This window comes from Kineococcus deserti, assembly GCF_050871945.1.
GTDB lineage: Bacteria > Actinomycetota > Actinomycetes > Actinomycetales > Kineococcaceae > Kineococcus.
This window is the reverse complement of the sequence record NZ_JBJLSI010000010.1, coordinates 97,062-123,024: the sequence shown is the minus strand read 5'-3', so window position 1 is coordinate 123,024 and position 25,963 is coordinate 97,062. Positions and strand designations below refer to the sequence as shown.

The window sequence follows — 25,963 nt, the reverse complement described above, 5'->3', positions numbered from 1 at the left end:
CGTGTGGGCGGCGCCCCTGCCCACCGGCCCGGCCGGTCCGCCACGCCGCGACGTGGGCCCGGCGGAGTTCGACTTCGCCGACCTCGACCTCCGCGCCGGTGACGACCTCGTCGCCTCCGGGGGGGACCTGCGGCCCGCCACCCTGCTGGCGGCCTACCGGCACGGCTTCTTCCCGATGGGCCTGGGCCGCGGTGGCCGGGGACGGCTGGGCTGGTGGTTCCCGGACCCGCGCGGGGTGCTGCGCCCCGAGCGCGTGCACGTCTCCCGCTCGCTGCGCCGGTCGCTGCGCCGCTTCGAGGTGCGCGTGGACACCGCCTTCGACGAGGTCGTCGCCGGCTGCGCCGACCCGCGCCGGCCGGGGGCCTGGATCACCTCGGAGGTCTCCCGCGCCTACGGCCTGCTGCACCGGCTGGGCTGGGCGCACTCGGTCGAGGTGTGGTGCGAGGGCGAGCTCGCCGGCGGCCTGTACGGGGTGAGCGTCGGGGGGCTGTTCGCCGCCGAGTCCAAGTTCCACCGCGTCACCGACGCCTCCAAGGCCGCCGTCGTGGCGCTGGCCGACCTGCTGACGGCCGACGGCGTGGGCGGACGGCTGGTGGACGTGCAGTGGCGCACCGACCACCTCGCGACGCTGGGCGTCGAGGAGGTCGACCGGCCGTCCTACCTGGCTCTGCTGGGAGCCGCCTCGCAGCTGCCCGTGCCCCCGGGACTGTCCTGGCTCGGAGCGGACCCTGCCGCGGCTGTGACTTCGGCGCGCCCCGATCGGCCGATCGACTACGACGGGGGGTAGTCTCCCTCCTGAGGGGACGCTCCTGCCCAAGACCAACGCGTCGCGGACACGAAACGTCCCCGTTCACTGCACGAACCGTGGGAAGGCCGACGTTGGGCACGCGAGACTCGGGCGCGACGCGTCGTCGCCGTCCCCCCAAGGCGCTGGTCGCCGGCGCCCTCACCGGGGGAGCGGCGCTGCTGTTGACCGGCTGCGCCGGGGATTGGCCGAACGCCTCGGCCAGCAACTTCTTCCTCCCGGACGCCAGCATCGGCGCCACGAACCAGACCGAGCGCATCTCGGAGCTGTGGGACGGCTCCTGGATCGCCGCGCTCGCCGTCGGCGTCCTGGTGTGGGGTCTGACGATCTGGTGCGTGGTGGCCTACCGCCGCCGCAAGAACGACCCGGAGCTGCCCGCGCAGGTCCGGTACAACATGCCGATCGAGATCCTCTACACGATCGTCCCGGTCATGATGGTCGGCGTCCTCTTCTACTACGTGGCGCGCGACCAGCAGGCGATCCTCGACACGGCCGGCGACCCGGACGTGACGATCGAGGTCGTCGGCAAGAAGTGGTCCTGGGACTTCAACTACCTCGACGAGAACGGGCAGCCGTTCGTCTACGACACGGGCCGCCAGGCCGACCTCACGGGCGAGACGGGCGTGGAGGAGAACCTCCCCACCCTGTACCTGCCGGTGGACCAGTCGGTGCAGTTCGACCTGTACTCCCGTGACGTCATCCACTCCTTCTGGATCCCGGCGTTCCTCTTCAAGATGGACATGGTCCCGGGCAGCCCGAACCACTTCCAGGTCACCCCGACCAAGGAGGGGTTCTTCCAGGGCAAGTGCGCCGAGCTGTGCGGTGAGTACCACTCGGAGATGCTCTTCAACGTGGCCGTCGTCTCGCAGGCCGAGTACCAGCAGCACCTCGAGGACCTCGAGGCCGCCGGTCAGACCGGTTCGCTGCCGACGACGCTCGCGGGCGCGAACGAGATCGCCGGGGCCGAGGCCGACTCGGTCGGTGAGACCCCGGAGAACGCCGAGGACGAGACCAGCGACGGGAACAACAGCTGATGGCTGCAGAGAGCTTCAACCTGCCGGGCCGGGCGGCGCGCGTCACCACGACGCAGCCGCTGGGCCAGGTGGTCCCGCGGTCGCGCGGCCGCGTGATCGCCAACTGGTTGTCGAGCACCGACCACAAGGTCATCGGCAACCTGTACTTCATCACCTCGTTCATCTGGTTCCTGCTCGGCGGGATCATGGCGCTGCTCATCCGCGCCGAGCTCTTCGAGCCGGGCATGCAGGTGTTCAACACCAAGAACGAGTACAACCAGGCCTTCACCATGCACGGCACGGTGATGCTGCTGCTGTTCGCGACGCCGCTGTTCTCCGCGTTCGCGAACGCGATCATGCCGCTGCAGATCGGGGCGCCGGACGTGGCGTTCCCGCGGCTGAACATGTTCGCCTACTGGCTGTTCCTGTTCGGCGGCCTCATCGCCGCGGCCGGCTTCATCACCCCCGGTGGTGCCGCCTCCTTCGGCTGGTTCGCCTACGCACCGCTGAGCGACGTGGTCCACTCGCCGGGCCTCGGCGGGAACCTGTGGGTCATGGGTCTGGCCTTCTCCGGGTTCGGCACGATCCTGGGTGCGGTCAACTTCATCACCACGATCATCTGCATGCGCGCCCCGGGCATGACGATGTTCCGGATGCCGATCTTCACCTGGAACACCCTGATCACCAGCGTGCTGATCCTCATGGCCTTCCCGGTCCTGGCCGCCGCGCTGCTGGCCCTGGCCGCCGACCGCATCATGGGCGCCCACGTCTTCGAGGCCGCCAACGGCGGGCCGATCCTCTGGCAGCACCTGTTCTGGTTCTTCGGCCACCCCGAGGTCTACATCATCGCGCTGCCGTTCTTCGGCATCGTGACCGAGATCTTCCCGGTCTTCAGCCGCAAGCCGGTCTTCGGCTACAAGGGCCTGGTCTTCGCGACCATCTCCATCGCGGGTCTGTCCGTGACGGTGTGGGCGCACCACATGTACGTGACCGGCAAGGTCCTGCTGCCATTCTTCGCGTTCATGACGATGCTCATCGCGGTCCCCACGGGCGTGAAGTTCTTCAACTGGCTGGGCACGATGTGGCGCGGGTCGCTGACCTTCGACACGCCCATGCTGTGGAGCGTCGGGTTCCTCGTGACCTTCCTCTTCGGTGGTCTGACCGGCGTCATCCTGGCCGCGCCGCCGCTGGACTTCCAGCTGTCGGACTCCTACTTCGTGGTGGCGCACTTCCACTACGTCGTCTTCGGCACGGTCGTGTTCGCGATGTTCGCCGGCTTCTACTTCTGGTGGCCCAAGCTCACCGGCAAGATGCTGCACGAGGGCTGGGGCAAGCTGCACTTCTGGCTGCTGTTCGTCGGCTTCCACACGACCTTCCTCATCCAGCACTGGCTGGGGGCGGCCGGCATGCCGCGTCGTTACGCCGACTACCTCGTCGGTGAGGGCTTCACGACGATGAACCAGATCTCGACCATCGGGTCGTTCGTCCTGGGGCTGTCGTTCCTGCCCTTCCTGTGGAACGTCTACCGCACCGCCCGCTTCGGCGAGAAGGTCACCGTGGACGACCCGTGGGGCTACGGCGCCTCCATGGAGTGGGCGACCTCCTGCCCGCCGCCGCGGCACAACTTCACCTCGCTGCCGCGCATCCGCTCCGAGCGTCCGGCCTTCGACCTGCACCACCCCGAGATCGCCGCGCACGACACCCACGACGGTGGCGGCAACCTGCTCGATGCGGTCTACGGCGGTTCCGACCGCCGCGGTCGCGAAGACGTGACGGAAGGGCACTGACCGATGAAGCCTGAAACCTGGCTCTTCTCCGGCGGGATCCTGTTCTTCATCCCCGTCGCGTTCGTCTACGGGATGCTGACCCAGTGGATCGAGTGGGTGGGCTTCATCGCCCTCCTGCTGACCGGTGGTCTGGCCGTCCTCGTGGGCGTCTACCTGACGATCACCGCCCGCCGCATCGACGAGCGTCCCGAGGACGACCCGCGGGCCGACATCTCCGAAGGCGCGGGCGAGCAGGGCTTCTTCTCCCCGCACTCGTGGTGGCCGCTGTACCTGGCCCTCGGTGGCGCGATCACCTTCTTCGGTGTGGCCGTCGGCTGGTGGCTGTGGCTCATCGGCGTGGTGGTCACCGTGCCGATGATCGTCGGCTGGGTGTTCGAGTACTACAAGGGCGAGCACGCCCACTGATCCACCCGGAAGGGCCCCGCACCGCACGGTGCGGGGCCCTTCCTCGTGCGCGCGTGCAACGGAACGGCCCTGCGCGGCGTCCTTCTCGGTGGACCGCCCGGTGCGACACTGGCGGTGGGGGAAGCACGAGGGGGCGCGGGGCGCCCGGGGGAGAGCACACACGTGGACATCCAGGTCCGCCGACGCACGCTCGTCGGCGCACTGCTGGCCGCTGCGGCGGTTCCGACGACCTTGACCGCCTGCCAGTCGGACCGGGGGGCCTCGGGTGAGGCGTCGGCAGCGCCGTCCGCGGCGCCGGCGACGGTCACCGTCTCACCGGCCGACGCCAGCGCTCAGGTCCGGCCGGACACCCCGGTCACCGTCACCGCCGCCGGCGGGCGGCTCACCGAGGTCACGGTCACCGCGGCCGACGGCACCCCGTTGGAGGGCGCCCTCGACGCGGCCGGCACGACGTGGACCAGCGCCGCGGCCCTGGCCCTGGAGAGCACGTACGCCGTGCACGCCGTCGCCGCGAACGCCGACGGCGTGGCCACGACCACGGACACCACGCTCACCACCCTGGTGCCGTCCGCGACCGCCTTCCCGGCCGTCGCGCCGCTGTCCGGCTCCGAGGTCGGGGTCGGCATGCCGATCATCGTCACCTTCGACGAGCCCATCGCCGACGACCGGCGCACCGTGGTCGAACAGAACCTGCGCGTCACGGCGTCCACGGCCGTCGAGGGCTCGTGGAAGTGGCGCTCGGACACCAAGGTCGAGTTCCGGCCGGCGCAGTACTGGCCCGCGCACACCCAGGTGCACCTCGACGTCGACCTCGGGGCCGTCGAGGTCTCCCCGGGCGTGTGGGGCACGACCCGCGACATCGACTTCACCATCGGGTCGGCCATGGTCAGCCAGGTGGACATCGCTGCGCACACCTTGACCGTGACCCGCGACGGCGAGGTCCTGCGGACGATCCCCGTGACGCTCGGCCAGTCCGGCAGCGGGGGGCAGTTCGTCACCCGCAGCGGGACGAAGGTCATCATGAGCCTGGAGGCCGCCCGGGAGATGAACTCCGAGACCACCGGCATCGGGCAGGACGACCCGAACTACTACAACGTCGACGTGAAGTACGCGATGCGGCTGACGAACTCGGGCGAGTTCCTGCACGCGGCGCCGTGGTCGGTCGCCTCCCAGGGACGGGCCAACGTCAGCCACGGCTGCACGGGGATGAGCACCGACGACGCGAAGTGGATGTTCGACAACTCCAAGGTCGGCGACGTCGTCGTCTACACCGGCAGCGACCGCACGATCGAGCCCGGCAACGGCTTCAACGTGTGGAACGAGACGTACGAACAGTGGCAGCAGGGCTCCGCGCTGCACGCCTGAGGCGCCCCGGGACGGCCCGGCGCCTCTGGCGGGTCGTGCTCGCCGCCGCCACCGTGGCGGCCGTCGTCGTGCTGGCCCGGCGACTGGAGGGCGCCGACCTGGGGGAGCGGTTGCGCACCGCCGACCCGGCGTGGGTGCTGGCGGCCGCGGCCTGCTCGCTGGCTCCGCTGTTCGGCAACGTCGCCTCGATGACGGCGCTGTCGCCGGTGCGGATCCCCGTGGCGCGCACCACGGTGGTCTGGCTGGCGACCTCGTTCGTGAACCTGGTGACCCCCTCCAGCGCCGGCGGGGTCGCGCTGACCGTCCGCTACCTGCAGCAGCGGGGCCTGCCGCTGGCCGTCGCCGCCACCACGATCGGCATCGTCCAGTCGACGTCCTTCGTGGTGACGGGAGTGCTGATCCTCGGCTGCCTGCTGCTGGCGGGCCGGGACCCCGAGGGTGCCGTCCCGCTGCCCTGGACGGTGCTGCTCGCAGCGGTGGGGGTGGTCCTCGTCCTGCTGCTCGTGGCGCGGTGCTGGCCGCGAGCGCGCCGGCTCGTCGCGGAGAAGGTCGTCCAGCCCGTGCGGGCGGAGTGGCCCGCCCTGCGGCGCGTCCTGACGCATCCCGTGCGGGTGCTGGTGGCCCTGCTCGGGCACCTCGCGGTACCCCTGGGCTTCGCCGCCACCCTGCTGTGCTGCGCCCGGGCCGTCGGGGGAGATCCCGCCCTGCCGCTGCTCGTCCTCGTCGTCGTCGGCAGCTCGGCCGTGACGGCTGCGGTTCCGGTGCCCGGGGGGATCGGGGCCTCCGAGGCCGCCCTGGCCGCCGGGCTCGTGGCCGCGGGCATGGACCCGGCACCGGCGCTGTCGGCGGCGCTGGCGCACCGGGCCCTGACCTTCTGGATGCGCGTGCCGCTCGCCTGGGTGGCGCTGCTGTGGCTCCGTCGCCGCCGCGCCGTCTGACCTTCGGCGATCAAGGATTCGACCACCACGATCAAGGATTCGACGGAGCCGTCGAATCCTTGATCGCCGGGGTGGGTCAGGCCGTGGTGAAGGAGGAGATGTCGCCGACGTAGCGGGTGTGGTCGGCGGGGATCGGCTCGACGGCGGCCAGCGCCACCTCGGCGGCGAACTCGGCGACGTCGTACAGCTTGCCCGCGGCCTCCTTGCGCGTGGCGAGGGCGCCGGGGTTGGAGCGCTCCAGCAGCGTCGCGGTGATGGTGCCCTCGATCATGTCGCCGGAGACGACGACGAACTCGACGCCGGCGGCCTCCAGCTCCGGGAGCAGGGCGCGCAGCGCGTCCTCGCCGGCGCGCTTGCTACGGGCGACGGGTTCGTACTCCGGCATCGTCTCGACGGTGTTGATGAAGTGCGCCTGGTGGCTGGTGACGAAGACGATCCGGGTGCCGGGGGCCAGCAGGGGCAGCGCCGCCTTCAGCGTGCTGACCTGGGCGTCGCGGTTGAGCTGCATGGCGTAGTCCTCGGCCATGCCCGTCTCCATGCCGCCGGAGGCGTTGAGGACCAGCACGTCCAGCCCGCCGAACTCCTCACGGGTGCGCTCGAACATGGCCGTCACGCTGGCGGGATCGGTGAGGTCGGCGGCGACCGCGATCGCCCGGGCGCCGGCCTCGGTGAGGGAGGTGACGAGCTTCTCGGCACGGGCGGCCTTGTTCCGGTAGTTGATCACCACGGAGGCGCCGGCCTCGGCGACGTACGTCGCGGTCTGGGCGCCGATGCCGCGCGAGGAACCGGTGATGAGGATGCGCTTGCCGGACAGGCTGCCGGGGGCGAGGGGATTGGTCACGGGGGAGGAGCCTAACTGTTCGCTTCTGCGGGGTGGACCGGACGTGCGAAGGGCCCCGAGCCGGTGGCTCGGGGCCCTTCACGTGGAGCTGGATCAGCCGTGCAGCGTCTGCGACGTCCCGATGGCCGGGTTGTCGCCCCGCTCGAGCTCGTCGGCGTGCGCCGTCTCGAGCTCACCGTGGTCGTGGTGCGACGCGGCGAGTTCGGTCGGGGTGACCGGCTCGACACGGTCCTCGAAGTAGAACTTCGAGAGGCGACGCTGGACCTTGCCCCACAGGGTGTCCGGGTTGCCGGCGTCGACGCGGTCCTCGATCTCCATGGGCCGGTGGACGTCGTGCTGGACGAGGGTCCAGCGCTCCATCTCGGTCAACGGAGCGTGGACCTCGATGAACTCACCGTGGGGGAGGCGGACGATGCGGCCGGTCTCGCGACCGTGCAGCGCCTTCTCGCGGTCCTTGCGCTGCAGGCCCAGGCAGATCCGCTTGGTGATGACGAACGCCAGGGCCGGGAGGGCGAACACCAGGACGCGCAGGGTGCGGGTGATGTCGTTGATCGACAGCCCCATCATGTGCGCCACGATGTCGTTGCCGCCGGAGATCCACAGCAGGACGTAGAACGTCAGCGCCATGACACCCAGGCCCGTGCGGGTCGGCTGGTTGCGCGGACGGTCCAGCAGGTGGTGCTCACGACGGTCGCCCGTCGCGGCCTGCTCGATCCACGGGTAGAGCATCCCCGCGCCCAGGGTGAACAGGATCACCACCGTGGTGGGGATGAAGATGTTCATCGAGAACGTGAAGCCCCACAGCGTGAACTCGAACCAGCCCGGCATGAGCCGGACCGCGCCGTCGAGCCAGCCCATGTACCAGTCCGGCTGCGAACCGGCGGTCACGGGCGAGGGGTCGTAGGCGCCGTAGGCCCAGATCGCGTTGATCTGCACCAGCGCGCCCAGCAGGGCGATGACGCCGAAGACGATGAAGAAGAAGCCGCCGGCCTTGGCCATGTACACCGGGAACAGCGGGAAACCGACGACGTTGTCCTCGGTCCGGCCCGGGCCGGGGTACTGGGTGTGCTTGTGCACGACGACCAGCATCAGGTGCACCGCGATCAGCGCGAGCATGATCGCCGGCAGCAGCAGGATGTGGATCGTGTAGAAGCGCGGGATGAAGTCGACGCCGGGGAACTCGCCGCCGAAGAGGAAGAAGCTGATGTAGCTGCCGACCACCGGGACCGCGAGGATGATCGCCTGGGCGATGCGGATGCCGGTGCCGGAGAGCAGGTCGTCGGGCAGCGAGTAGCCGGTGAAGCCCTCGAAGACCGCGAGCAGTGCCAGCGCGACACCGATGACCCAGTTGATCTCACGCGGCTTGCGGAACGCGCCGGTGAAGAACACGCGGGCCATGTGGACGATCGTCGCGGCCACGAAGACCAGCGCCGCCCAGTGGTGGACCTGCCGCATGAGCAGGCCGCCGCGGACGTCGAAGGACAGTCGCAGCGAGGACTCGTACGCCTCGGAGACGTGCTGGCCGTAGAGCGGGATGTACTGGCCGTAGTACGTCGTCTCGGCTGCGCTGGGCTCGTAGAAGAACGTCAGGAACGTTCCGGTGAGCAGCAGGATCACGAAGCTGTACAGCGTGATCTCGCCCAGCATGAACGACCAGTGGTCGGGGAAGATCTTGCGGGCGAACCCGTTGACGACCTTGCTCGCGCCGACGGTGTCGTCGGCGAAGTTGGCGACGCCGCCCGCCGCCTTGTCGATGGTGCTCATCCGCGCTCCCAGAAGCTCGGGCCCACGGCTTCGTGGAAGCCGCTCGTCGCCACCAGGTAACCCTCGTCGTCCACTGCGATCGGCAGCTGGGGGAGGGGCCGCTTGGCGGGGCCGAAGATCACCTTGCAGTCCTGCGTCAGGTCGAACGTCGACTGGTGGCAGGGGCACAGCAGGTGGTGGGTCTGCTGTTCGTACAGGGCCACCGGGCAGCCCATGTGGGTGCAGATCTTGGAGTACGCGACCGTGCCGGCCACGCCCCACTCGGCCTGCTTCTCGGTGATCAGGTCCTCGTCGAGACGCATCAGCAGGACGGCCGACTTGGCCTTCTCGTTGAGCGGGCTCTCGACTTCCTCGATGCCCTCGGGCAGGACGTGCACGACCGAGCCCAGGGTCACGTCGGCGGCGCGGATGCGGCCACCCTCGGGGTCCTTGACGAGGTACATGCCCTCCTCCCACATCGTGGTGGAGAGGTCGTTGCCCGGCAGCGGCCCGGTGTCGCGGAAGAAGAAGACCGCGGGGATCGGGAACAGCGCCAGCGCACCGATGAGGGTGTTGCGGATCAGCGGGCGGCGGCCGAGGCCGGCCTCGGCGGCACCCTCCTTGAGGATGGCCACGGCCTCCTCGCGCTCGGCGGTGGTGCCGCGCTGACGGTGGCGGTAGTCGATGCGCTCGTCGTCCGGCATGAGCGTCTTGGCCCAGTGCACGGCCCCGACGCCGAGGGCGAACAGGGACAGGAACATCGACAGGCCGATGGCCTTGGTCGACAGGCTGATCCGGTCGAAGCTGCCGTCGTACTTGATCGCGATGATCGAGACGATGATGCCGATCGAGCCGATGATCGACAGCAGCAGGAAGAACGCCACCTGCCGCTCGGCGCGCTTGGCCGCCTTGGGGTCGGTGTCGCCCATGCGGTGCTGGTGGGGCGGCAGACCGGGGTTCTCGAAGCGGTCGGGAACGCCGCCCTCGGGCTTGGCCAGGGTCGTCCCCGGCTGCCCGTGCGCCTCCTCGGCGCGTTCGATGTCGCTCATGCTCCCTGCCCGTTCGGTTCCTTCTCGGTGGTGCTCGCGGTGGTGCGGTGGGTGGTGCTCATCAGGAGGACTTCATCCCCAGCCAGACCGAGCAGCCGATCAGCAGGCCGATGCCCGCGATCCAGGCCACCAGGCCCTCGGAGACCGGGCCCAGGGAGCCCAGCGACAGGCCGCCCGGGTCCGGACGGACCTCGTCGTTCTCGTTGACCAGCCAGGCGATGATCGCCGTCTTGTCCTCAGGGCTGATGTTGTTGTTGTTGAAGACCGGCATCGACTGCGGGCCGGTGACCATGGCCTCGTAGATGTGCTTGGCGGAGACACCCGTCAGGTCGGGGGCGTACTTGCCGGCCGTCAGCGCGCCGCCCTTGCCGGCGGAGTTGTGGCACATCGCGCAGTTGGTGCGGAAGATGGCCGCGCCGCGGGCGATCTGCTCCTCGGTCAGGTCGCTCGTGTCGAGCTCCTCCTCGGTCGGGATCGCGGGCCCGGGGGCCAGGGAGGCGATGTATGCCGCCATCTGGTCGATCTGCTCCTGCGAGAAGCGGATCTTGCTGACCTCGGGGGCCTGCGCGGCGGACTGGGCCAGCGGCATGCGGCCGGTGCCGACCTGGAAGTCGACCGACGCCGCGCCGACGCCGATGAGGGAGGGGCCGGCGCCGCTGCCGTCGGGCAGCTGCGCGCCGCCCTCGGCGTTGATGCCGTGGCAGGTGGCGCAGTTGGCCAGGAACAGCTTCTTGCCCTCTTCGATGTCGTCGGCCGACGCGGTGGCCGTGGTGGCCTGCGCCTCGCGGGGGGACAGGGCCGAGTAGAGGCCGCCGACGAGGAGGAGCGCCAACGCGATCAGCACGACGACGGCCATGGGGTGGCGCCGTCGGGCGCTGAGGGCGGTGAGGGTCCTGGTCACGGTGCTGGTGCTCGCTTCCTTCGGGGCGTTTCGGGCTGTCCGGCGCCGGCGCCGGGGAACTGCGCTGGCGGACGGTCGTTACTTGAGGATGTAGATGACCGTGAACAGGCCGATCCACACCACGTCGACGAAGTGCCAGTAGTACGAGACGACGATCGCGCTGGTCGCCTCCTGGTGGCCGAACCGCTTGGAGGCGTACGAGCGGCCGATGACCATGAGGAAGGCGACGAGACCGCCGAAGACGTGGAGGCCGTGGAAGCCGGTGGCCAGGATGAAGACCGAGCCGTAGGCGTTCGTGGCGATCGTCAGGCCCTCGTGCGCCAGCTCGGCGTACTCGAAGACCTGGCCGGCGACGAAGATGCCGCCGAAGATGTAGGTGAGGATGAACCACTCCTGCATGCCCCACTTGCCGACCTGCCACAGACGGCCCAGGCGGCGCGGCTGGAAGCGCTCGGCGGCGAAGACGCCGAACTGGCACCAGAACGACGAGATCACCAGGATCGTCGTGTTCACGCTGGAGAAGGGGATGTTCAGCAGTTCCGGTCCGGACTCCCACAGCGCCGGCGCCACGGAGCGGATCGTGAAGTACATGGCGAACAGGCCGGCGAAGAACATCAGTTCGCTCGACAGCCACACGATCACGCCGACCGACACCATGTTCGGCCGGTTCACGGACCCGTGTGCCGGACTCGGGGTACTGCTCTGGACAGCCTGTGCACTCGCCACGGCGCCAATCATGCCCCACCCCTGCCGAGCTTCGCTGCTCGGCCCACCGACAACGTGTCGTAGATCTCCGTTCCGCCGGTCGGGGGAGGTTCGACACGCCGTGTGCAGGTGTCGTGCCCGGGGCGCGGGAACCGCGCGGATCCTGCGTGGAGACGGCACCGGTGAGGTCGCCTCACCACCTCAGGTCACGAACGGGTCTCGATCTGCGCGCGTCACGTCCCTGCCGTCACCGCAGCGGCGCGATCAGTAGGGTGCGGGGCGCGCCGTCCCGCCCCGGGGCGCGCAGAACCAGGGAGCGAAGCCGTCATGACCACCGCCGCCGCACCCACGTGGCCCGGGCTGCTGACCGAACTGATGGCCGGTCGCGACCTCGCTGCGGACCAGGCGGCCTGGGCCATGGACCAGGTGATGCGCGGCGAGGCCGGGGACGTCCAGCTGGCCGGGTTCCTCGTCGCGCTGCGGGCCAAGGGCGAGACGAGCGCCGAGCTCACGGGCCTGGCCGACGCGATGCTCGCGCACGCGGTGCCGCTGCAGGTGCCCGGTCCGATCGTCGACCTCGTCGGCACGGGCGGCGACCGGGCGCACACGGTCAACATCTCGACCATGGCCTCGCTCGTGCTGGCCGGGGCCGGGCACCGCGTCGTCAAGCACGGCAACCGGGCCGCGTCGTCCTCGTCCGGGTCGGCCGACGTCCTGGAGGCCCTCGGGGTGCGGCTGGACCTGCCGCCCGAGCGCGTGGGGCGGATCGCGCTCGACGTCGGCATCACGTTCTGCTTCGCCCAGGTGTTCCACCCGGCCATGCGCTTCGCCGCCGGCGCGCGCAGCGGGCTGGGGGTGCCGACGGCGTTCAACGTCCTGGGGCCGCTGACCAACCCCGCGCGCGCCGGGGCCACCGCCATCGGGGTCGCCGACCGGCGCATCGCCCCGCTGGTCGCCGGGGTGCTCGCGGGCCGGGGCACCTCGGCGCTGGTGTTCCGCGGCGAGGACGGGCTCGACGAGCTCACCACGACCGGCCCGGCGCGCATCTGGGTCGTCAGCGGTGGGCAGGTCACCGAGACCGTGCTCGACGCGGTCGCCGACCTCGGGCTCGCGCCCTCGACGCTGCAGGACCTGCGCGGGGCCGACGCGCAGTTCAACGCCGGGGTCGCGCGGGACCTGCTCGCCGGCTCGCGGGGGCCCGTGCGGGACGCGGTCGTGCTCAACGCGGCGGCGGCGATGGTGGCGGCGGGCGTGCGCGCCCCCGGACTGGACGCCGTGGACCCCTCGGCCGACCTCGTCGCGCACCTGCGCGAGGGCATGCGGCTGGCCGGGGAGTCGCTGGACTCGGGCGCGGCGGCCGACGTCCTGGACCGGTGGGTGCGCGCCTCCGCGCGCCCCTGACGGTGCGCTCAGTCGAAGCCGAGCGCGAACGCCGACTCCAGGTCGTGCCGGGAGTAGGCGCGGAAGGCGATGTTGGTCGTCGTGCTGGCGACGCCCTCGACGCGGGAGATGCCGCCGGCGATGACGTCGGCGAGGCGGTCGTGCTGCTGCACGCGGACCATGACGACCAGGTCGATGTCGCCGGTCACCGAGTAGACCTCGGTGACGCCGTCGAGCTCGGCCAGGGCCTGGGCGACCTCGGGGATGCGCCGGGCGTCGCAGGTCACGTTGACGATGGCGGTGATCACGCGGGTGAGGTTACCGCCGCCGCCTGCAGGTGGTGGCGCGCCCAGCCGGCCCCGCGCACCGGGCAGGTCCACGGGAAGGCCTCCGGCTCGGCGACGCTCACGAGCCGGACGCCGGGCTGCTCCAGCCAGCCCAGCAGGACGTCGGTCTCCTCCACGAGCAGACCGGGGCGGCCCGGCAGCGGGGGAGCGACGACCTCGCCGGTGGCCTGCAGGGCCGCGATGTGCGGCATCGGGTCCGCGCCGCGCGGCGTCAGGCAGGTGCCGGCCAGCCGGCCGTAGCGGACGAGGACGACCTCCCAGCCGCCCGCCGGCCAGCCGGGCGTCGGCTCGCAACGGCGGGCCGCGACGATCTCCGGGGCCCGGGCGACGGGTTCGCGCCGCTGGGCGCGGTCGGCGGTGGTCAGGAACGCCTCGAGCCGGTCCCTGGCCCCGGCGGCCTCCTCGTAGCGCTGCTGGGAGGCCAGCGTGTGCAACCGGTTCCGGCCGTGCTCCAGGGTCGCGGCCGCGTCGGTGCGCAGGGCCCGCCGGACGGCCCCGACGACCTCGGCGTAGGACGCCGGGTCCTGCCCGCCCCGTTCGAGCCCCAGGCACGGGGCCCCGCAGCGGCCGATCTCGGCCAGCACGCAGGCCCCCGGCCCGTCGGCCTTCGGTGCCCGCGGGATCCTGCGGGTGCACTGGCGCAGCGGGTGGACGTCGTGCAGCGCGGCCATCGCGAGCTCGGCGGTGCGGGCGGAGCGGAACGGCCCCAGGTACTCCGCCCCGGCGGCGGTGTCGTCGCGCACCTGCCTGACCAGCGACAGCCGGGGCCACGCCTCGGCGGTCAGCTTCAGCCAGGTCACCTTCTCGGGCTGCTTGGAGCGCCGGTTGTAGGGCGGGGCGTGCTCGGCGATGAGCCGCAGTTCGCGCACCCGCGCCTCCAGCGGCGTCTGGCACACCACCGGGACGACGGTGGCCGCGGCCCGGACCATCTCCGTCATCCGGGGCCGGGTCTCGGAGGCGGTGAAGTAGGAGCGCACCCGGCGGTGCACGTCGACCGAGGTGCCCACGTACAGGACCCGGCCGGCGCCGTCGCGGAACTGGTACACCCCCGGTGCCGACGGCAGCCCGACCGCCAGGTGCTTCTTGGCCCGCCGCGCCGGGTTCACCACCGTCGCGGCGAAGGCGCCCAGGTCCTCCAGCGTGTGCACGCCGCGGTTGCCGACGCGGGCGAGCAGGGCGTGCAGGACGTCCACCGTCGCGCGGGCGTCGTGCAGGGCGCGGTGGTCCGGCGTCGTGGCCGTCCCGAACAACCGGGCCAGGGTGCCCAGCTTGCGGTCGGGGGCCTCGTCGCGGTCCACCAGCTGGCGGGCCAGCACCACGGTGTCCACGACCCGGGGCTTGGGCCAGCGACGGCCGGTGAGCTCGCACGCGGCCTTGAGGAACGACGTGTCGTAGGGGGCGTTGTGCGCCACCAGGACCGCCCCGCGCTCGAACCCGGCGAACTCCAGGAAGCTGGGCAGCACCTGCTCGCTCGTGGGGGCGGCGGCGACCATGCGGTTGGTGATGCCCGTCAGCACCTGCACGAACGCGGGGATGGGGGAGGCGGGACGGACCAGCGTCTGGAACTCGCCGAGCACCTCGCCCCCGCGGACCTTGACCGCGCCGATCTCGGTGATCCCCGCCCCCGACGGCGGGCCGCCGGTGGTCTCGAGGTCGACCACGACGAACGTCACGTCCGACAACGGCTGGCCCAGGTCCTCGAAGCTGGCCTGGAGCGGGGCGTGCGTCAGAGCGTCGGGGGTGCTGCCGGACATGGGCGGGACCGTAGGCGAGGGTCCGGACACGACAGGTCCACGACACGCGGTCCGTGCTCGGCGCCCCTCCGAGCTGCCTGCGGGCGCCTCCTCGGGCAGGCTGGTGCCGGTCGGGCCGGGCTGCAGCAGACCGGCCGTCACGCCCGGCGCGCTGGAGGACCGATGCTGTCGGAGAAGTCCCGTCCCGTGGTCGAGGCGACCCTGCCCGTCGTCGCCGAGAACATCGGGCAGATCGCCCGCTGCTTCTACCGGCGGCTGTTCGACGCGCACCCCGAACTGCTCGACGGCACGTTCAACCGCGGCAACCAGGCCCAGGGCAGCCAGCAGCTCGCGCTCGCCGGGTCGGTGGCCCTCTTCGCCAGCGCGCTGCTGCGCGACCCCGAGCAGCTGCCCGAACGGCTCCTGACGCGCATCGCGCACAAGCACGCGTCCCTGGGCGTCCGGCCACGCCAGTACGACGTCGTCCACGAGCACCTGTTCGCCGCGATCGCCGAGGTCCTCGGCGAGGCCGTCACCGCAGAGGTGGCCGCCGCCTGGGACGAGGTGTACTGGCTGATGGCGTACGCGCTGGTCAACATCGAGCGCGGCCTCTACAGCGCCCGGGCGACCAGCCCGGACACCGTCTGGCGCACCTGGCGGGTCGCCCAGCGGCGGGACGAGACCGGCGACGTCGTGACGTTCGTCGTCGAGCGCACCGACGACCGGCTGGTGAGGTCCTCCCTGCCCGGTCAGTACGTCACCGTGCAGGTCCCGATGCCCGACGGCGTGCTCCAGCCCCGCCAGTACAGCCTCACCCGCGCCGACGACGGCCGGCACCGGCAGTTCTCGGTCAAGCGCGTGCGCGCCGTCGGTGGCAAGCCGGCCGGGGAGGTGTCCAACGTCCTGTGCGACACCGTGCAGGTCGGGCACGAGCTGACCCTGTCGGTCCCCTTCGGCGACGTGGTCCTCGACGACTCCCGCCGGCCGGTGGTCTTCGTCAGCGCCGGCATCGGCATCACCCCGTTCGCCGGGATGCTCTCGCACCTCGCGGCCGCCGCCTCCGAGCTGCCGGTGCTGCTGCTGCACGCCGACGTGGCCGTGGAGACCTTCGCGTTGCGCGAGCAGGTGCTGGGCGACGTCTCGGCGCTGCCGGGCGCCCGCGCGCACGTGTGGCTCGAGCGCGACGGCGGCGACCGGTCGGTGCTGCTGCCGGTCGACGGCGTGCACGAGGGGTTCGTCGACCTCGACGCGGTCGACCTGCCGGCCGGGGCGGCGTACTACCTGTGCGGGCCGCTGCCGTTCATGAAGGCCGTGCGCAGCCGGCTCGTGGGGGACGGGGTGCCCGCGCGCGACGTGCACCACGAGGTCTTCGGCCCGGACCTGTGGACCGCCGACCTCGCGGGGGTGCCGAGCCCCGGAGCCGCCTGACCTGCTCGAACGCCCGTTCGAGGCGGTGTGTCGGAGGTCACTGCCACAGTCCGCAGGACCGGCCGAGGGGCCGGTCCTGACGAGCTGGAGGTCTGCCGGTGCTCATCGACTGCGACAGCTGCACGGCCCGCCCACGCGCCTGCTCCGAGTGCGTCGTCTCGGTCCTGCTCGGGCCGCCGGACGCCGTGCTGGACGCCGAGGACCGGACCGCGGTGGAGGTGCTGGCGGCCTCCGGGCTCGTCCCGCCGCTGCGTCTGGAGGTGCGCCGGGGACAGCGCCGGCAGGCGGGATGATGGCCCGGTGCGTGCCGGCCCGTCGATCCCGCGGCGGCCCCTCCTACTGCTCCCCCTCGCCCTCGCCGCGTGCTCGTCGGCCCCGGCCGGCGACGGGACGGGGGACGGGAACGGGACCGGGGACGGGACCGGGGACGAGGTGCGGGCCGCCCTCGACGCGCGGGGACGGGCCCTGCTCGCCGGTGATCTCGACGCGGCCGGCGCCGGGTACGCCGCGGCCGACCGGGACGCCCTGCGGCGCACCGACGGGCGGGCCGTGGCGGCCGGGCTGGCCGAGTGGGCCGTCGACGGGGTGCGCGTTTCCGCCGGGCAGGTCGACGGCACGCTGCGGGTGCGCGTGCAGGGGGAGGGACGGGCGGTCGCGGGGTCCTTCCGCGCCGGCTGGGACGGGCGGCTGCAGGCGGCGACCGGCGCTCCGCAACCCTGGGACCTGGGCGACGTCACCGCCACCGTCGTCGAGGGCGGGGTCGTCCTGCAGGTCGGGCCCGGCGACGACGTGGGCCGGCAGGTCGCCACGGACCTGCGCGGGGCCACCCGCCGCGTCGACGCCGTCTGGGGCCCGGACTGGCCCCGCGGCACCGCCGTCGTCGTGGTCCCCACCGCGGCCGACGTGGCCGAGCTCGCCGCCGGCGCGGGGCAGGGGCTGGACGCGGTCGCCGTCGGGCTGGACGCCGACCTGCCCGACGGCCGTCCCGCCGGCGTCCGGGTCCTGCTCTCGACCGAACGGTTCGCCGCGCTCACGCAGGTCGGCCGCCGGATCACCCTCACCCACGAGCTCGTCCACGTCGCGACCCGCGCCACCCGGCAGGTCGGGGTGGTGCCGCGGTGGCTGACCGAGGGGTACGCCGACCACGTCGCCCGGCTCGGGGAGGACGTGCCCGCGACCGCGCTGGCCGCTGCCCTGCTCATGCAGCCGGCTCTGCCGCAGGTCCCCGCCGACGACGACTTCACCGACGCCGGAACCCTCCCGGTCGCCTACGCGGCCGCCTGGACGCTGGTGACGTCCGCGGCCCGCGTCGCCGGCACGCCCGCGGTGACGGCGCTGGTCCGTGCCGTCCGGGCGGGCGCGAGCGTCGAGGACGCCTGCCGCGAGAGGCTGCGGCGGGACTTCGCCGACGTCGTGGCGACCTGGCGCGCCGACGTGGCGGGCCACCTGGTGGGGTGGGGGCCGTGAGCACGCTCGTCGTCACCAACGACTTCCCGCCCCGCACCGGTGGCATCGAGTCCTTCGTCCACGCCCTCGTCCGGCGGTTGCCCGCCCTCAGCGAGGAGGCGGGCGAGGGGGACGCCGCCCGCGTCGTGGTGCACACGGCGCGCCAGCGCGGGGACGCCGCGGTCGACGAGGCCCTGGCCGATCGGGGGATCACCGTGGTGCGCGACCCCTCGCCGCTCATGGTGCCCACCCCGGGCATCGTCCGCCGCGTCCAGCGCACGGCCCGGCGGCACGGCGCCGACCGGGTGTGGTTCGGCGCGGCCGCGCCGCTGGGCCTGATGGCGCCGGCCCTGCGCGAGGTGGGGGTGCGGCGCACGGTCGCCACGACGCACGGGCACGAGGTGTGGTGGTCGACGCTGCCGGGGTCACGGGAGGCGTTGCGGCGCATCGGGGAGGGCAACGACACCGTCACCTACCTGGGGGACTGGTGCCGCTCGAGGGTGGAACGCCCCCTGACGGCCGCCGCCCGCGACCGCATGCGCCGGCTCACCCCCGGTGTGGACGCCGACGTGTTCCGGCCCGATCCGGCCGCGCGGGCGCGCCTCCGCGCCGAGCTCGGGCTGGGGGACCGGCCCGTCGTCGTGTGCGTGTCGCGGATGGTGGCCCGCAAGGGGCAGGACGTGCTGGTCCGCGCGCTGCCGCTGGTCCGCCGGCACGTTCCGGACGCCGCTCTGCTGCTGGTCGGCGACGGGCCGCACCGCGCGGCGGTGCAGCGGCTGGTCGAGCGCACCGGGATGCGCGAGCACGTGGTCCTCACCGGCTCGGTGCCGTGGGAGGCCGCGCCGGCGTACTACGCGGCCGGTGACGTGTTCTGCATGCCCACGCGCACCCGGCTCGGCGGGCTGGAACCCGAGGCGCTCGGGATCTGCTACCTCGAGGCCGCGGCCTGCGGGCTGCCGGTCGTGGTGGGTGACTCCGGCGGGGCGCCCGACGCGGTGCTCGCCGGGGTCAACGGCCACGTCGTGCCCGGCCGGGACGTGGCGCAGGTGGCGGCGGCCCTGACCGGCCTGCTGCGGGACGGGCAGCAGGCGCGGCGGTTCGGGGCGGCGGGCCGGGAGTGGGTCAGTCGCCGGTGGGGCTGGGCGGAGCAGACGCGCCGGCTGGTGGAGCTGCTGGCCGGGCGCGACGTTCCCCGTGACGGCGCGGAGGATCGGCGCTGAGGGACCCGGCGCCCGCCGCGACGGACAGCAGCACCAGCGCCCCGACGAGCCAGAACTGGTTGTAGAACGCCTGCCGGTTGACCAGGTTCGCCGCGAACAGCACCGCCGCGCACCACATGAGCAGCCCGGCCAGCCCGACCGGGCGCCGGCGCAACGCCACGACGGCCGTACCCAGGACGCCCAGGACGACCAGCCCGACGACGACGATCGGCAGCTGCACACCGGTCTCGTTGAGCACCAGCGTGTAGAGGGTGTCGGCGAACGTCAGCGGTGGCAGCTCGAGCATGGTCCGGACCGTGTCGTGCCAGAAGTCGCCGAACCCGGACAGCGCCCACGGCGCCACGAGCACCCCGGCCCCGCCGGCCGCCACCACCGTCCGCCGCCAGCCGAACCGCGGCCACACCGCCAGCAGCGGCAGCAGCGCCACCACGTGCTGCTTGCTGGCCAGCGCCACCGCCAGCGGGGCGACGGCCCACCACGCCCGGTCGGCGCGGACCAGCCAGGCCCACGCGGCCAGCCCGACCAGCACGGTCGGCTCGGTCCACGCCTGCTCGACCAACGTGCTCGACCCCGGGGCCAGCAGCAGCAGCGCCGCGGCCGCGACCGCGGCCCGCCGCCACCGGCCCAGCGCCGCCACGCACACCGCGCTGAGGAGCACCAGCACCGCCAGCGCCCAGCGCACGTCACCGGCCAGCCACCGGCCCGGGGCGGTCAGCACCGCCGTCCACGGCAGGTAGGCGAAGGCGTCGCTGATGCCCGGGGAGCCGACCCAGTCCAGGGCGTAGACGGAGTCCCCGCGGGCCATCCCGTCGGCCGCCTGCTGCAGGATCACCCACACGTCGATCCGCGGGGCGGGGTCGCCGACGACTACGAGCGCGGCCGTGACCCCCGCGCCCACGACGGCGGTGGCGAACGCCAGCCCCCGGCTGGCGCCCCGGCCCGGCAGCAGCAGCCCGGCCACCGCGAACGACGACACCCCCAGCACGATGCGCACGAGCAGCTGCCCGCTGTCGTCCAGGTAGCTGAAGGCGGGCACCGACAGGTGCACCAGCCCGGTCAGCGCCAGCACCGCCGAGGGCACCCAGGCGCCGGTGCGCGGCGCCCGGCCGCCCCGGTCGTCGTGCGCGGTCCAGGCCAGCGCGACGACCAGGGCGGCGACGACGACGTACCCGGCGACGATCCACCAGCGGTACCGGACGACGCTGTGGGTGGCCAGCGCCAGCAGACCGCACCAGGCGAGCAGGGTCTGCGCGTCCCGCCGGCTCAACGGTTCGGGTTCGGGGTGCTCGTCACGGGCGGTAGATCGCCTCGACCTCGTCCGCGAAGTCCTTCAGCACCTCGGCGCGCTTCACCTTCTGCGAGGGGGTGAGGTACCCGTTCTCGATGGTGAAGTCGTCGGACAGGACGCGGAACTTGCGGATCGACTCGGCCCGGCTGACCGCCTCGTTGGCCTTGTCGACGGCCTTCTGCAGCTCGGCCAGGACGTCGGCGTCCGCTCGGGCGGTGGTCAGGTCGAGCCCCGGCTTGCCGTGGTTGGCGCCCCAGGACGGCAGCGCCTCCTCGTCGAGGGTCAGCAGGCAGGCGACGAAGTGGCGCTGGTCGCCCACGACGACGGCCTGCGAGATCAGCGGGTGCGGCCGCAGCCGGTCCTCCAGCGCCGCGGGCACGACGTTCTTGCCGTTGGCCGTGACGATGAGCTCCTTCTTGCGCCCGGTGATCCTCAGGTACCCGTGCTCGTCGATCTCCCCGAGGTCGCCGGTGCGGAACCAGCCGTCGGCGGTGAACGCCTCGGCGGTCTCCTCCGGGCGCCCGCGGTACCGGCGGAACACCCCGACCCCGCGGGCCAGGATCTCCCCGTCGTCCCCGACTGCGAGGTCGGTGCCCGGCAGGGGCGGGCCGACGGTGCCGATGCGCAGTCGCGAGGGACGGCCCACGGCCAGCGGGGCGGTCGTCTCGGTCAGTCCGTAGCCCTCCAGGACGACCAGGCCCACGCCGCGGAAGAAGTGGGCCAGGTGCTCGCCCATCGGCGCGCCGCCGGAGACGGCGTACTCGACGCGGCCGCCGAGCAGGGCGCGCAGCTTGGCGTACACGAGCCGGTCGAAGAGCTGGTGCCGCAGCCGCAGCGCGAGCGAGGGGCCGCCGGTGTCCAGCGAGCGGGACCAGGCGCCGGCCGTCGCCGCGGCCTGCTCGAAGATCCGGGCCTTGAGCTTCCCGCCGGCGGCGGCCTTCTGCTCGGCGCCGTTGTAGACCTTCTGGAACACCCGGGGCACGGCGAGGATGAACGTCGGCTGGAAACCGGCCAGGTCGGCCAGCAGGTCCTTGGCGTCGCGGGTGTGGCCCATCCGGATGCGGCAGACCAGGCACAGCGCCTGGATGTACCGGGCGAAGACGTGCGCGAGCGGGATGAACAGCAGGGTCGCCCGGCCCTCGCGGCGCAGCACCTCCGGGATCGCGGCCTCGGCGTTGGTGCTCAGGTCGAGGAAGTTGCCGTGGGTCAGCTCGCAGCCCTTGGGCCGGCCGGTCGTGCCCGAGGTGTAGATGATCGTCATGACGTCGCCGGGGCCGGCGACGGCGCGGGCACGGTCGACCTCGGCGTCGGGCACCTCGCGTCCGGCTGCCCGCAGTTCCTCCAGCGCCCCCGACTCCAGCGTCCAGACGTCGCGCAGGCCGGGGAGCCGGTCGCGCACGCCGGCGACGCGCGCCGCGTTCTCGCCGGTCTCCACGAAGCACGCCACGGCGCCGGAGTCGGACAGGATCCACTCGATCTGCTCGGGCGAGCTCGTCTCGTAGACCGGGACGGTGACGGCGCCGGCGAACCAGCCGGCCACGTCCACCAGCGTCCACTCGTAGCTGGTCCGGCACATGATCCCGACCCGGTCCCCGGGGGTGACCCCGGCGGCCAGCAGACCCTTGGCCACGGCCGTGACGTCGGCGAGGAACTCGGTCGCGGTCACGTCCCGCCACGAGCCGTCCGCCTGCTTGCGGCTGGCGGTGACGTGCCCGGGAGCCTCGCGCGCGGTCTGGACCACGCAGTCGGTCATGTTCCCGGTCGTGGCGGGCTGGACGAGCGGGGGCTCGCAGCTGCTCCGCACTGGTTCCTCCTCGTGTCGCTCCCCGGTGCCACGCGTCGCGCACGTCCGGAGGCCGCCGTCTGGCGTCAGCGGGTCCGGCCGACCCTACCTGCGCGGCTGGCGCGCGCCTTCGCGACGCCACCGGCACACCTGATCGGCTCAACGTGCCGACCTCAAGGTGAGGTTCCCGCACGCCGATGCCTCCGGTGTGAGCCATCACCGCGACGAGCCCGCGTCGTTCCTCGAGGAGCTGTTCCCCGGCGAGGGCCCGGAGCTGGCGCTGACGCCGCGCTCCGCCGCGCCCGCCGGAACCCGCACCTCGGCGGCGTTCGGCGGCCGGGAGGTCGGCCCGCCGGTGAGCCGGCTGACCGCCCCCGTCGAGGAACCCGGCCCCGTGCCTGGGCCGGTGGCCCGCCCGCAGCGGTGCCCGTCCTGCGGGGCCCGGGTGCGCGCGGAGCAGGAGTGGTGCTCGCTGTGCCACACGTCGCTGCTGCCGACCCCGGCGCCCGAATCCGCGCCCGAACCCGCGCCCGAACCCGTCGCGGCGCCCGCCGTCCTCGAGGCCGGCGTCCTCGTCCGCGAGGACGAGGACGGTCAGCTGGCCCTCGACCTCGGGGCCGCGACGCGGGCCGGGCGGCCCGCCCTGGACGCCGGGCAGGTCGAGCGGATGCTCGGCGACCTGGCCCGCACCAGCGCTCGCCCGGTGCGCGGTCTGGGCAGCCGGAAGGCGAAGGTCCTCGTCGCCGCCGGCGGTGCCGCCGGCCTGACCGCGCTGCTGCTGGGCGGCACGGCCGTCCTCGGGGCGATCCTCGGCTGAGGTCCCGGCGGACGGGCCCGGCCGACCCGGTAGCCTCCGAGGCGGCCACGTGTTCGCGCGGCCGCCCTGCGCTGCGGGGCCGAGGTCGCAGGGAGATCCGCACCGGCATGGTCGAGCAGCCCGTCCCCAACGCCGTCGGTGTCGACATCGGTGGCACCAAGATCGCCGCCGGGGTCGTCGACCACCGCGGGGAGATCCTCGTCCAGACCCGCCGCGAGACGCCGGCGCTGAGCCCGGCGGCCATCGCCGACGCCGTGGCCGACGCCGTGGCCGAGCTGCGCACCACCCACGAGTTCGGCCCGGTCGGCGTCGCCGCCGCCGGTTTCGTCGACGCGGCCCGTCGCAGCGTCGTCTTCGCCCCCAACCTCGCCTGGCGCGACGAGCCGCTCGCCGACCACCTCGAGGCCCGCCTGGGCGGCACCCGGGTCGTCGTGGAGAACGACGCCAACGCCGCGGCCTGGGCCGAGTACCGCTTCGGCGGTGGCCTGGACGAGCACGGCAACGTCGCCGACGACCTCGTCATGCTCACCCTGGGCACCGGCCTGGGAGGCGGCATCGTCACCGGCGGTCTGCTGCAGCGCGGCGCCAACGGCGCGGCGGCCGAGCTCGGGCACGTGCGCGCGGTGCCCGGCGGGCGCGCCTGCGGCTGCGGGAACCGGGGCTGCTGGGAGCAGTACGTGTCCGGCAACGCCCTCGTGCGCGACGCCCGCGACCTGCTGCGCTCCGGCGACGACGAGGGCGCCCCGCTGCTGGCCGAGGTCGGCGGCGACCCCGAGGCCGTGACCGGGCCGATCGTGACCCGGCTGGCCCAGGCCGGCGACCCCGGCTGCGCGCGGCTGCTGGCCGACGTCGGCCGCTGGCTGGGCGAGGCCGTCGCCAGCTTCGTCGCGATGCTCGACCCGGACGTCGTCGTCATCGGCGGCGGGGTCTCCAGCGCCGGCGACCTGCTGCTGGGGCCGGCCCGCGTGAGCCTGGCCGAGAACCTGTCGGGGCGCACGCACCGCAAGCCCCCGCCGCTGCGCACCGCACGCAAGGGCAACGACGCCGGGATCATCGGCGCCGCCGACCTCGCCCGGATCTGAAGACACCCACCGCCCCGGAGGCCGTCGTGGTCCCTGCTCGCACCCCGCGAACCCCGCGCCGCCGTCGCGCACCCGACCCCCGCCGGGTCGCGCTGCAACAGCGGTTGCGGCAGCAGACGCGACGCGTCTTCATCGGCGACGGCCCCGCCGTCGGGGTCGACATCGGCGGCACCAAGGTCGCCGCCGGCGTCGTCGACGGGGAGGGGAACGTCGTCGCGCAGCTGCGCCGCGACACCCCCACCACCAGTCCGCAGGCCGTCGAGGACACCATCGCCGAGGTCGTCGAGGAACTCTCGGCCCACCACGACATCGTCTCGGTCGGGATCGGCGCGGCCGGGTTCGTCGACGCCGAGCGCGCCACCGTCCTGTTCGCCCCGCACCTGGCCTGGCGGCACGAACCGCTGCGCGAGGCCGTCGAACGCCGGGTCCGCACGCGGCTGGGCCGCCGCGTGGGGCGCCGGACGGTCGTGGAGAACGACGCCAACGCCGCGGCGTGGGCCGAGTACCGGTTCGGCGCCGGACGCGGGGAGTCGCGGCTGGTGTGCGTGACGATGGGCACGGGCATCGGCGGCGGCATCGTCACCCAGGGCCGGGTCGTGCGCGGCCGCTACGGCATCGCCGGCGAGTTCGGCCACATGATCGTCGTCCCCGGCGGGCACCGCTGCGAGTGCGGCAACCGCGGTTGCTGGGAGCAGTACGCCTCGGGCAACGCGCTGGTGCGCGAGGCCCGTGAGCTGGCCCGCTCCAACTCACCCGTCGCGCACACGCTGCTCGAACTGGCCGGCGGGAACCCCGAGGCGATCACCGGGCCGCTGGTCACCGAGGCGGCCCGCGGCGGCGACCCGGCCGCGGTGGAGCTGTTCGAGGAGGTCGGCCGCTGGCTCGGCATCGGGGTGGCCAACCTCGCCGCGGCGCTCGACCCGGGCACGGTCGTCATCGGCGGCGGGGTCTCCGACGCCGACGAACTCCTGCTCGGCCCGTGCCGCGAGGCCTACCGGCGCACGCTGACCGGCCGGGGTTTCCGCCCCGAGCTGACCATCGCGCGCGCCAAGCTGGGACCGGCCGCCGGCCTGGTCGGCGCGGCGGACCTGTCCCGCGGCTGGGGCTGATGGACGGCTCGGCGGGTGGTGGCCGGGCGGTGGCCCGGCTGCGGGTCGTGACCTTCAACGTCCGCGAGCTGCTGGACGACACCACCACCGTGCGCGACCTGCTGCGCACGGCCGACGCCGACGTCGTCTGCCTGCAGGAGGTGCCCACGTTCGGCTTCGCCGGGCACCGCCTCGGCGCCCTGGCCGCCGACACGGGCTTGTGGGCGTCGGCCTGGGGACCGGCCGGAGCCGGCACGGCCGTTCTGACCGCGGCGCGGGTCGACGTGCGGGCCGGGGCGGTGCGGGCGCTGCCGACCGCGCGGCGGCGGGGCTGGAAGCCGGTGCGGCGACGGGGGACCGCCGAGGTCGTCGTGCGCGTCCCGCTGGCCGCGGGCTGGTCGACCGACGTCCTCGTGCGCAGCGTCCACCTCGGCCTGGACCCGGGGGAGCGCCTCGACCACGCCGCGCAGCTGCTGCCGGGCACGCCGGTGCCCGGTCCGTGCGGTCCGTGGTTCGACGCCCCGACGGTGCTGGCCGGTGACCTCAACGAGGAACCCGGGGGCACGGTGCACCAGCGGTTGTCGACGGTGCTGGTGGACGCCGCCGACGCCGTGGGCAGTCCGTTCCCGACGTTCCCGGCGCGTTCGCCGCGGCGTCGGCTGGACGCCGTGCTCGTCGACCGGCACCTCAGCGTGACGGCGGTCGGCACCCCGGCCGCGGCGAACGCCGCGGGAGCCAGCGACCACCTCGCGGTCGTCGCGGACCTCCTGGTCCCCGCCCGCTGAACGCTCCCCGCAGG

The 25,963-nt window shown here is 73.4% G+C and carries 24 protein-coding genes; 15 read left to right on the top strand and 9 right to left on the bottom strand.

Going from position 1 to position 25,963, the window contains the following annotated elements; translation table 11 throughout:
• The first annotated feature begins 1 nt into the window (after position 1).
• The 6 genes from aat (at position 2) to ACRYR2_RS10695 (ending at position 6,313) form a co-directional block, all read left to right on the top strand.
• The gene (aat, locus tag ACRYR2_RS10720; RefSeq protein ID WP_432562844.1) at positions 2 to 787 is read left to right on the top strand and encodes a leucyl/phenylalanyl-tRNA--protein transferase; all 786 of its coding nucleotides are present in this window, start codon (positions 2 to 4) and stop codon (positions 785 to 787) included.
• A gap of 92 nt (positions 788 to 879) precedes the next feature.
• Positions 880 to 1,839 carry an aa3-type cytochrome oxidase subunit II gene (ctaC, locus tag ACRYR2_RS10715; RefSeq protein WP_432562843.1) on the top strand — a complete coding sequence of 320 codons (960 nt, stop codon included), beginning with the start codon at positions 880 to 882 and terminating at the stop codon, positions 1,837 to 1,839.
• The gene (ctaD, locus tag ACRYR2_RS10710; RefSeq protein ID WP_432562842.1) at positions 1,839 to 3,605 is read left to right on the top strand and encodes an aa3-type cytochrome oxidase subunit I; all 1,767 of its coding nucleotides are present in this window, start codon (positions 1,839 to 1,841) and stop codon (positions 3,603 to 3,605) included. Before ctaC ends, ctaD begins: the two co-directional genes overlap by 1 nt.
• 3 nt (positions 3,606 to 3,608) lie before the next feature.
• Positions 3,609 to 4,010 carry a cytochrome c oxidase subunit 4 gene (locus tag ACRYR2_RS10705; protein ID WP_432562841.1) on the top strand — a complete coding sequence of 134 codons (402 nt, stop codon included), beginning with the start codon at positions 3,609 to 3,611 and terminating at the stop codon, positions 4,008 to 4,010.
• 162 nt (positions 4,011 to 4,172) lie between these two features.
• Positions 4,173 to 5,375 (top strand): L,D-transpeptidase, encoded by a 1,203-nt coding sequence (locus tag ACRYR2_RS10700; protein WP_432562840.1) that lies wholly within the window; start codon positions 4,173 to 4,175, stop codon positions 5,373 to 5,375.
• Between the two features lie 35 nt (positions 5,376 to 5,410).
• Positions 5,411 to 6,313 carry a lysylphosphatidylglycerol synthase transmembrane domain-containing protein gene (locus ACRYR2_RS10695; protein ID WP_432562839.1) on the top strand — a complete coding sequence of 301 codons (903 nt, stop codon included), beginning with the start codon at positions 5,411 to 5,413 and terminating at the stop codon, positions 6,311 to 6,313.
• A 76-nt stretch (positions 6,314 to 6,389) separates the two neighbouring features.
• Here the strand turns inward: ACRYR2_RS10695 and ACRYR2_RS10690 are convergent, their stop codons facing one another.
• The 5 genes from ACRYR2_RS10690 to ctaE all read right to left on the bottom strand — a co-directional run bounded on the left by ACRYR2_RS10690 (position 6,390) and on the right by ctaE (position 11,585).
• Positions 6,390 to 7,154 (bottom strand): SDR family oxidoreductase, encoded by a 765-nt coding sequence (locus tag ACRYR2_RS10690; RefSeq protein WP_432562838.1) that lies wholly within the window; start codon positions 7,152 to 7,154, stop codon positions 6,390 to 6,392.
• Between the two features lie 93 nt (positions 7,155 to 7,247).
• Positions 7,248 to 8,918 carry a cytochrome bc1 complex cytochrome b subunit gene (gene qcrB / locus ACRYR2_RS10685; protein WP_432562837.1) on the bottom strand — a complete coding sequence of 557 codons (1,671 nt, stop codon included), beginning with the start codon at positions 8,916 to 8,918 and terminating at the stop codon, positions 7,248 to 7,250.
• Entirely contained in the window at positions 8,915 to 9,946 is a 1,032-nt protein-coding gene (gene qcrA / locus ACRYR2_RS10680) for a cytochrome bc1 complex Rieske iron-sulfur subunit (protein ID WP_432562836.1), read from the bottom strand. The genes qcrB and qcrA overlap by 4 nt, the downstream gene beginning before the upstream one ends.
• A 61-nt stretch (positions 9,947 to 10,007) precedes the next feature.
• Positions 10,008 to 10,802 (bottom strand): cytochrome bc1 complex diheme cytochrome c subunit, encoded by a 795-nt coding sequence (gene qcrC, locus ACRYR2_RS10675; protein WP_432562870.1) that lies wholly within the window; start codon positions 10,800 to 10,802, stop codon positions 10,008 to 10,010.
• A 123-nt stretch (positions 10,803 to 10,925) separates the two neighbouring features.
• Positions 10,926 to 11,585: an aa3-type cytochrome oxidase subunit III gene (gene ctaE / locus ACRYR2_RS10670; RefSeq protein WP_432562835.1), complete on the bottom strand. Its 660-nt coding sequence runs from the start codon at positions 11,583 to 11,585 to the stop codon at positions 10,926 to 10,928.
• Positions 11,586 to 11,879: 294 nt separating this feature from the next.
• Here ctaE and trpD point away from each other — a divergent pair, with 294 nt between their 5' ends.
• A complete protein-coding gene (gene trpD, locus ACRYR2_RS10665) occupies positions 11,880 to 12,953 on the top strand; it encodes an anthranilate phosphoribosyltransferase (protein ID WP_432562834.1) in 1,074 nt (357 codons plus the stop codon).
• 8 nt (positions 12,954 to 12,961) lie between these two features.
• Here the strand turns inward: trpD and ACRYR2_RS10660 are convergent, their stop codons facing one another.
• Both ACRYR2_RS10660 and ACRYR2_RS10655 read right to left on the bottom strand, forming a co-directional pair.
• Positions 12,962 to 13,240, bottom strand: a complete 279-nt coding sequence (locus ACRYR2_RS10660) for an Lrp/AsnC family transcriptional regulator (protein WP_432562833.1) — start codon at positions 13,238 to 13,240, stop codon at positions 12,962 to 12,964.
• Entirely contained in the window at positions 13,237 to 15,033 is a 1,797-nt protein-coding gene (locus tag ACRYR2_RS10655) for a DEDD exonuclease domain-containing protein (RefSeq protein WP_432562832.1), read from the bottom strand. The genes ACRYR2_RS10660 and ACRYR2_RS10655 overlap by 4 nt, the downstream gene beginning before the upstream one ends.
• Positions 15,034 to 15,195: 162 nt before the next feature.
• Between ACRYR2_RS10655 and ACRYR2_RS10650 the strand changes: the two genes are divergently transcribed.
• The 4 genes from ACRYR2_RS10650 to ACRYR2_RS10635 all read left to right on the top strand — a co-directional run bounded on the left by ACRYR2_RS10650 (position 15,196) and on the right by ACRYR2_RS10635 (position 19,106).
• Positions 15,196 to 16,440, top strand: a complete 1,245-nt coding sequence (locus tag ACRYR2_RS10650; protein WP_432562831.1) for a globin domain-containing protein — start codon at positions 15,196 to 15,198, stop codon at positions 16,438 to 16,440.
• Between the two features lie 98 nt (positions 16,441 to 16,538).
• On the top strand, positions 16,539 to 16,733 hold the full coding sequence (locus ACRYR2_RS10645; protein ID WP_432562830.1) for a hypothetical protein: 195 nt from the start codon (positions 16,539 to 16,541) through the stop codon (positions 16,731 to 16,733).
• A gap of 7 nt (positions 16,734 to 16,740) precedes the next feature.
• The gene (locus tag ACRYR2_RS10640; protein ID WP_432562829.1) at positions 16,741 to 17,907 is read left to right on the top strand and encodes a hypothetical protein; all 1,167 of its coding nucleotides are present in this window, start codon (positions 16,741 to 16,743) and stop codon (positions 17,905 to 17,907) included.
• A complete protein-coding gene (locus tag ACRYR2_RS10635; RefSeq protein ID WP_432562828.1) occupies positions 17,904 to 19,106 on the top strand; it encodes a glycosyltransferase family 4 protein in 1,203 nt (400 codons plus the stop codon). The genes ACRYR2_RS10640 and ACRYR2_RS10635 overlap by 4 nt, the downstream gene beginning before the upstream one ends.
• Here the strand turns inward: ACRYR2_RS10635 and ACRYR2_RS10630 are convergent.
• Positions 19,009 to 20,373 carry a hypothetical protein gene (locus ACRYR2_RS10630; protein ID WP_432562827.1) on the bottom strand — a complete coding sequence of 455 codons (1,365 nt, stop codon included), beginning with the start codon at positions 20,371 to 20,373 and terminating at the stop codon, positions 19,009 to 19,011. The two genes, ACRYR2_RS10635 and ACRYR2_RS10630, sit on opposite strands and share 98 nt — an antisense overlap.
• A 22-nt stretch (positions 20,374 to 20,395) precedes the next feature.
• Positions 20,396 to 22,198, bottom strand: a complete 1,803-nt coding sequence (locus ACRYR2_RS10625) for an AMP-dependent synthetase/ligase (protein ID WP_432562826.1) — start codon at positions 22,196 to 22,198, stop codon at positions 20,396 to 20,398.
• Positions 22,199 to 22,385: 187 nt separating this feature from the next.
• Here ACRYR2_RS10625 and ACRYR2_RS10620 point away from each other — a divergent pair, with 187 nt between their 5' ends.
• The 4 genes from ACRYR2_RS10620 to ACRYR2_RS10605 all read left to right on the top strand — a co-directional run bounded on the left by ACRYR2_RS10620 (position 22,386) and on the right by ACRYR2_RS10605 (position 25,949).
• Entirely contained in the window at positions 22,386 to 22,994 is a 609-nt protein-coding gene (locus tag ACRYR2_RS10620; RefSeq protein WP_432562825.1) for a hypothetical protein, read from the top strand.
• Between the two features lie 107 nt (positions 22,995 to 23,101).
• Positions 23,102 to 24,076, top strand: a complete 975-nt coding sequence (locus ACRYR2_RS10615) for an ROK family glucokinase (protein WP_432562824.1) — start codon at positions 23,102 to 23,104, stop codon at positions 24,074 to 24,076.
• 26 nt (positions 24,077 to 24,102) lie between these two features.
• Positions 24,103 to 25,185, top strand: coding sequence for an ROK family glucokinase (locus ACRYR2_RS10610; RefSeq protein WP_432562823.1), 1,083 nt, complete (start codon positions 24,103 to 24,105; stop codon positions 25,183 to 25,185).
• Entirely contained in the window at positions 25,185 to 25,949 is a 765-nt protein-coding gene (locus tag ACRYR2_RS10605) for an endonuclease/exonuclease/phosphatase family protein (protein WP_432562822.1), read from the top strand. The genes ACRYR2_RS10610 and ACRYR2_RS10605 overlap by 1 nt, the downstream gene beginning before the upstream one ends.
• Positions 25,950 to 25,963 lie beyond the last annotated feature (14 nt).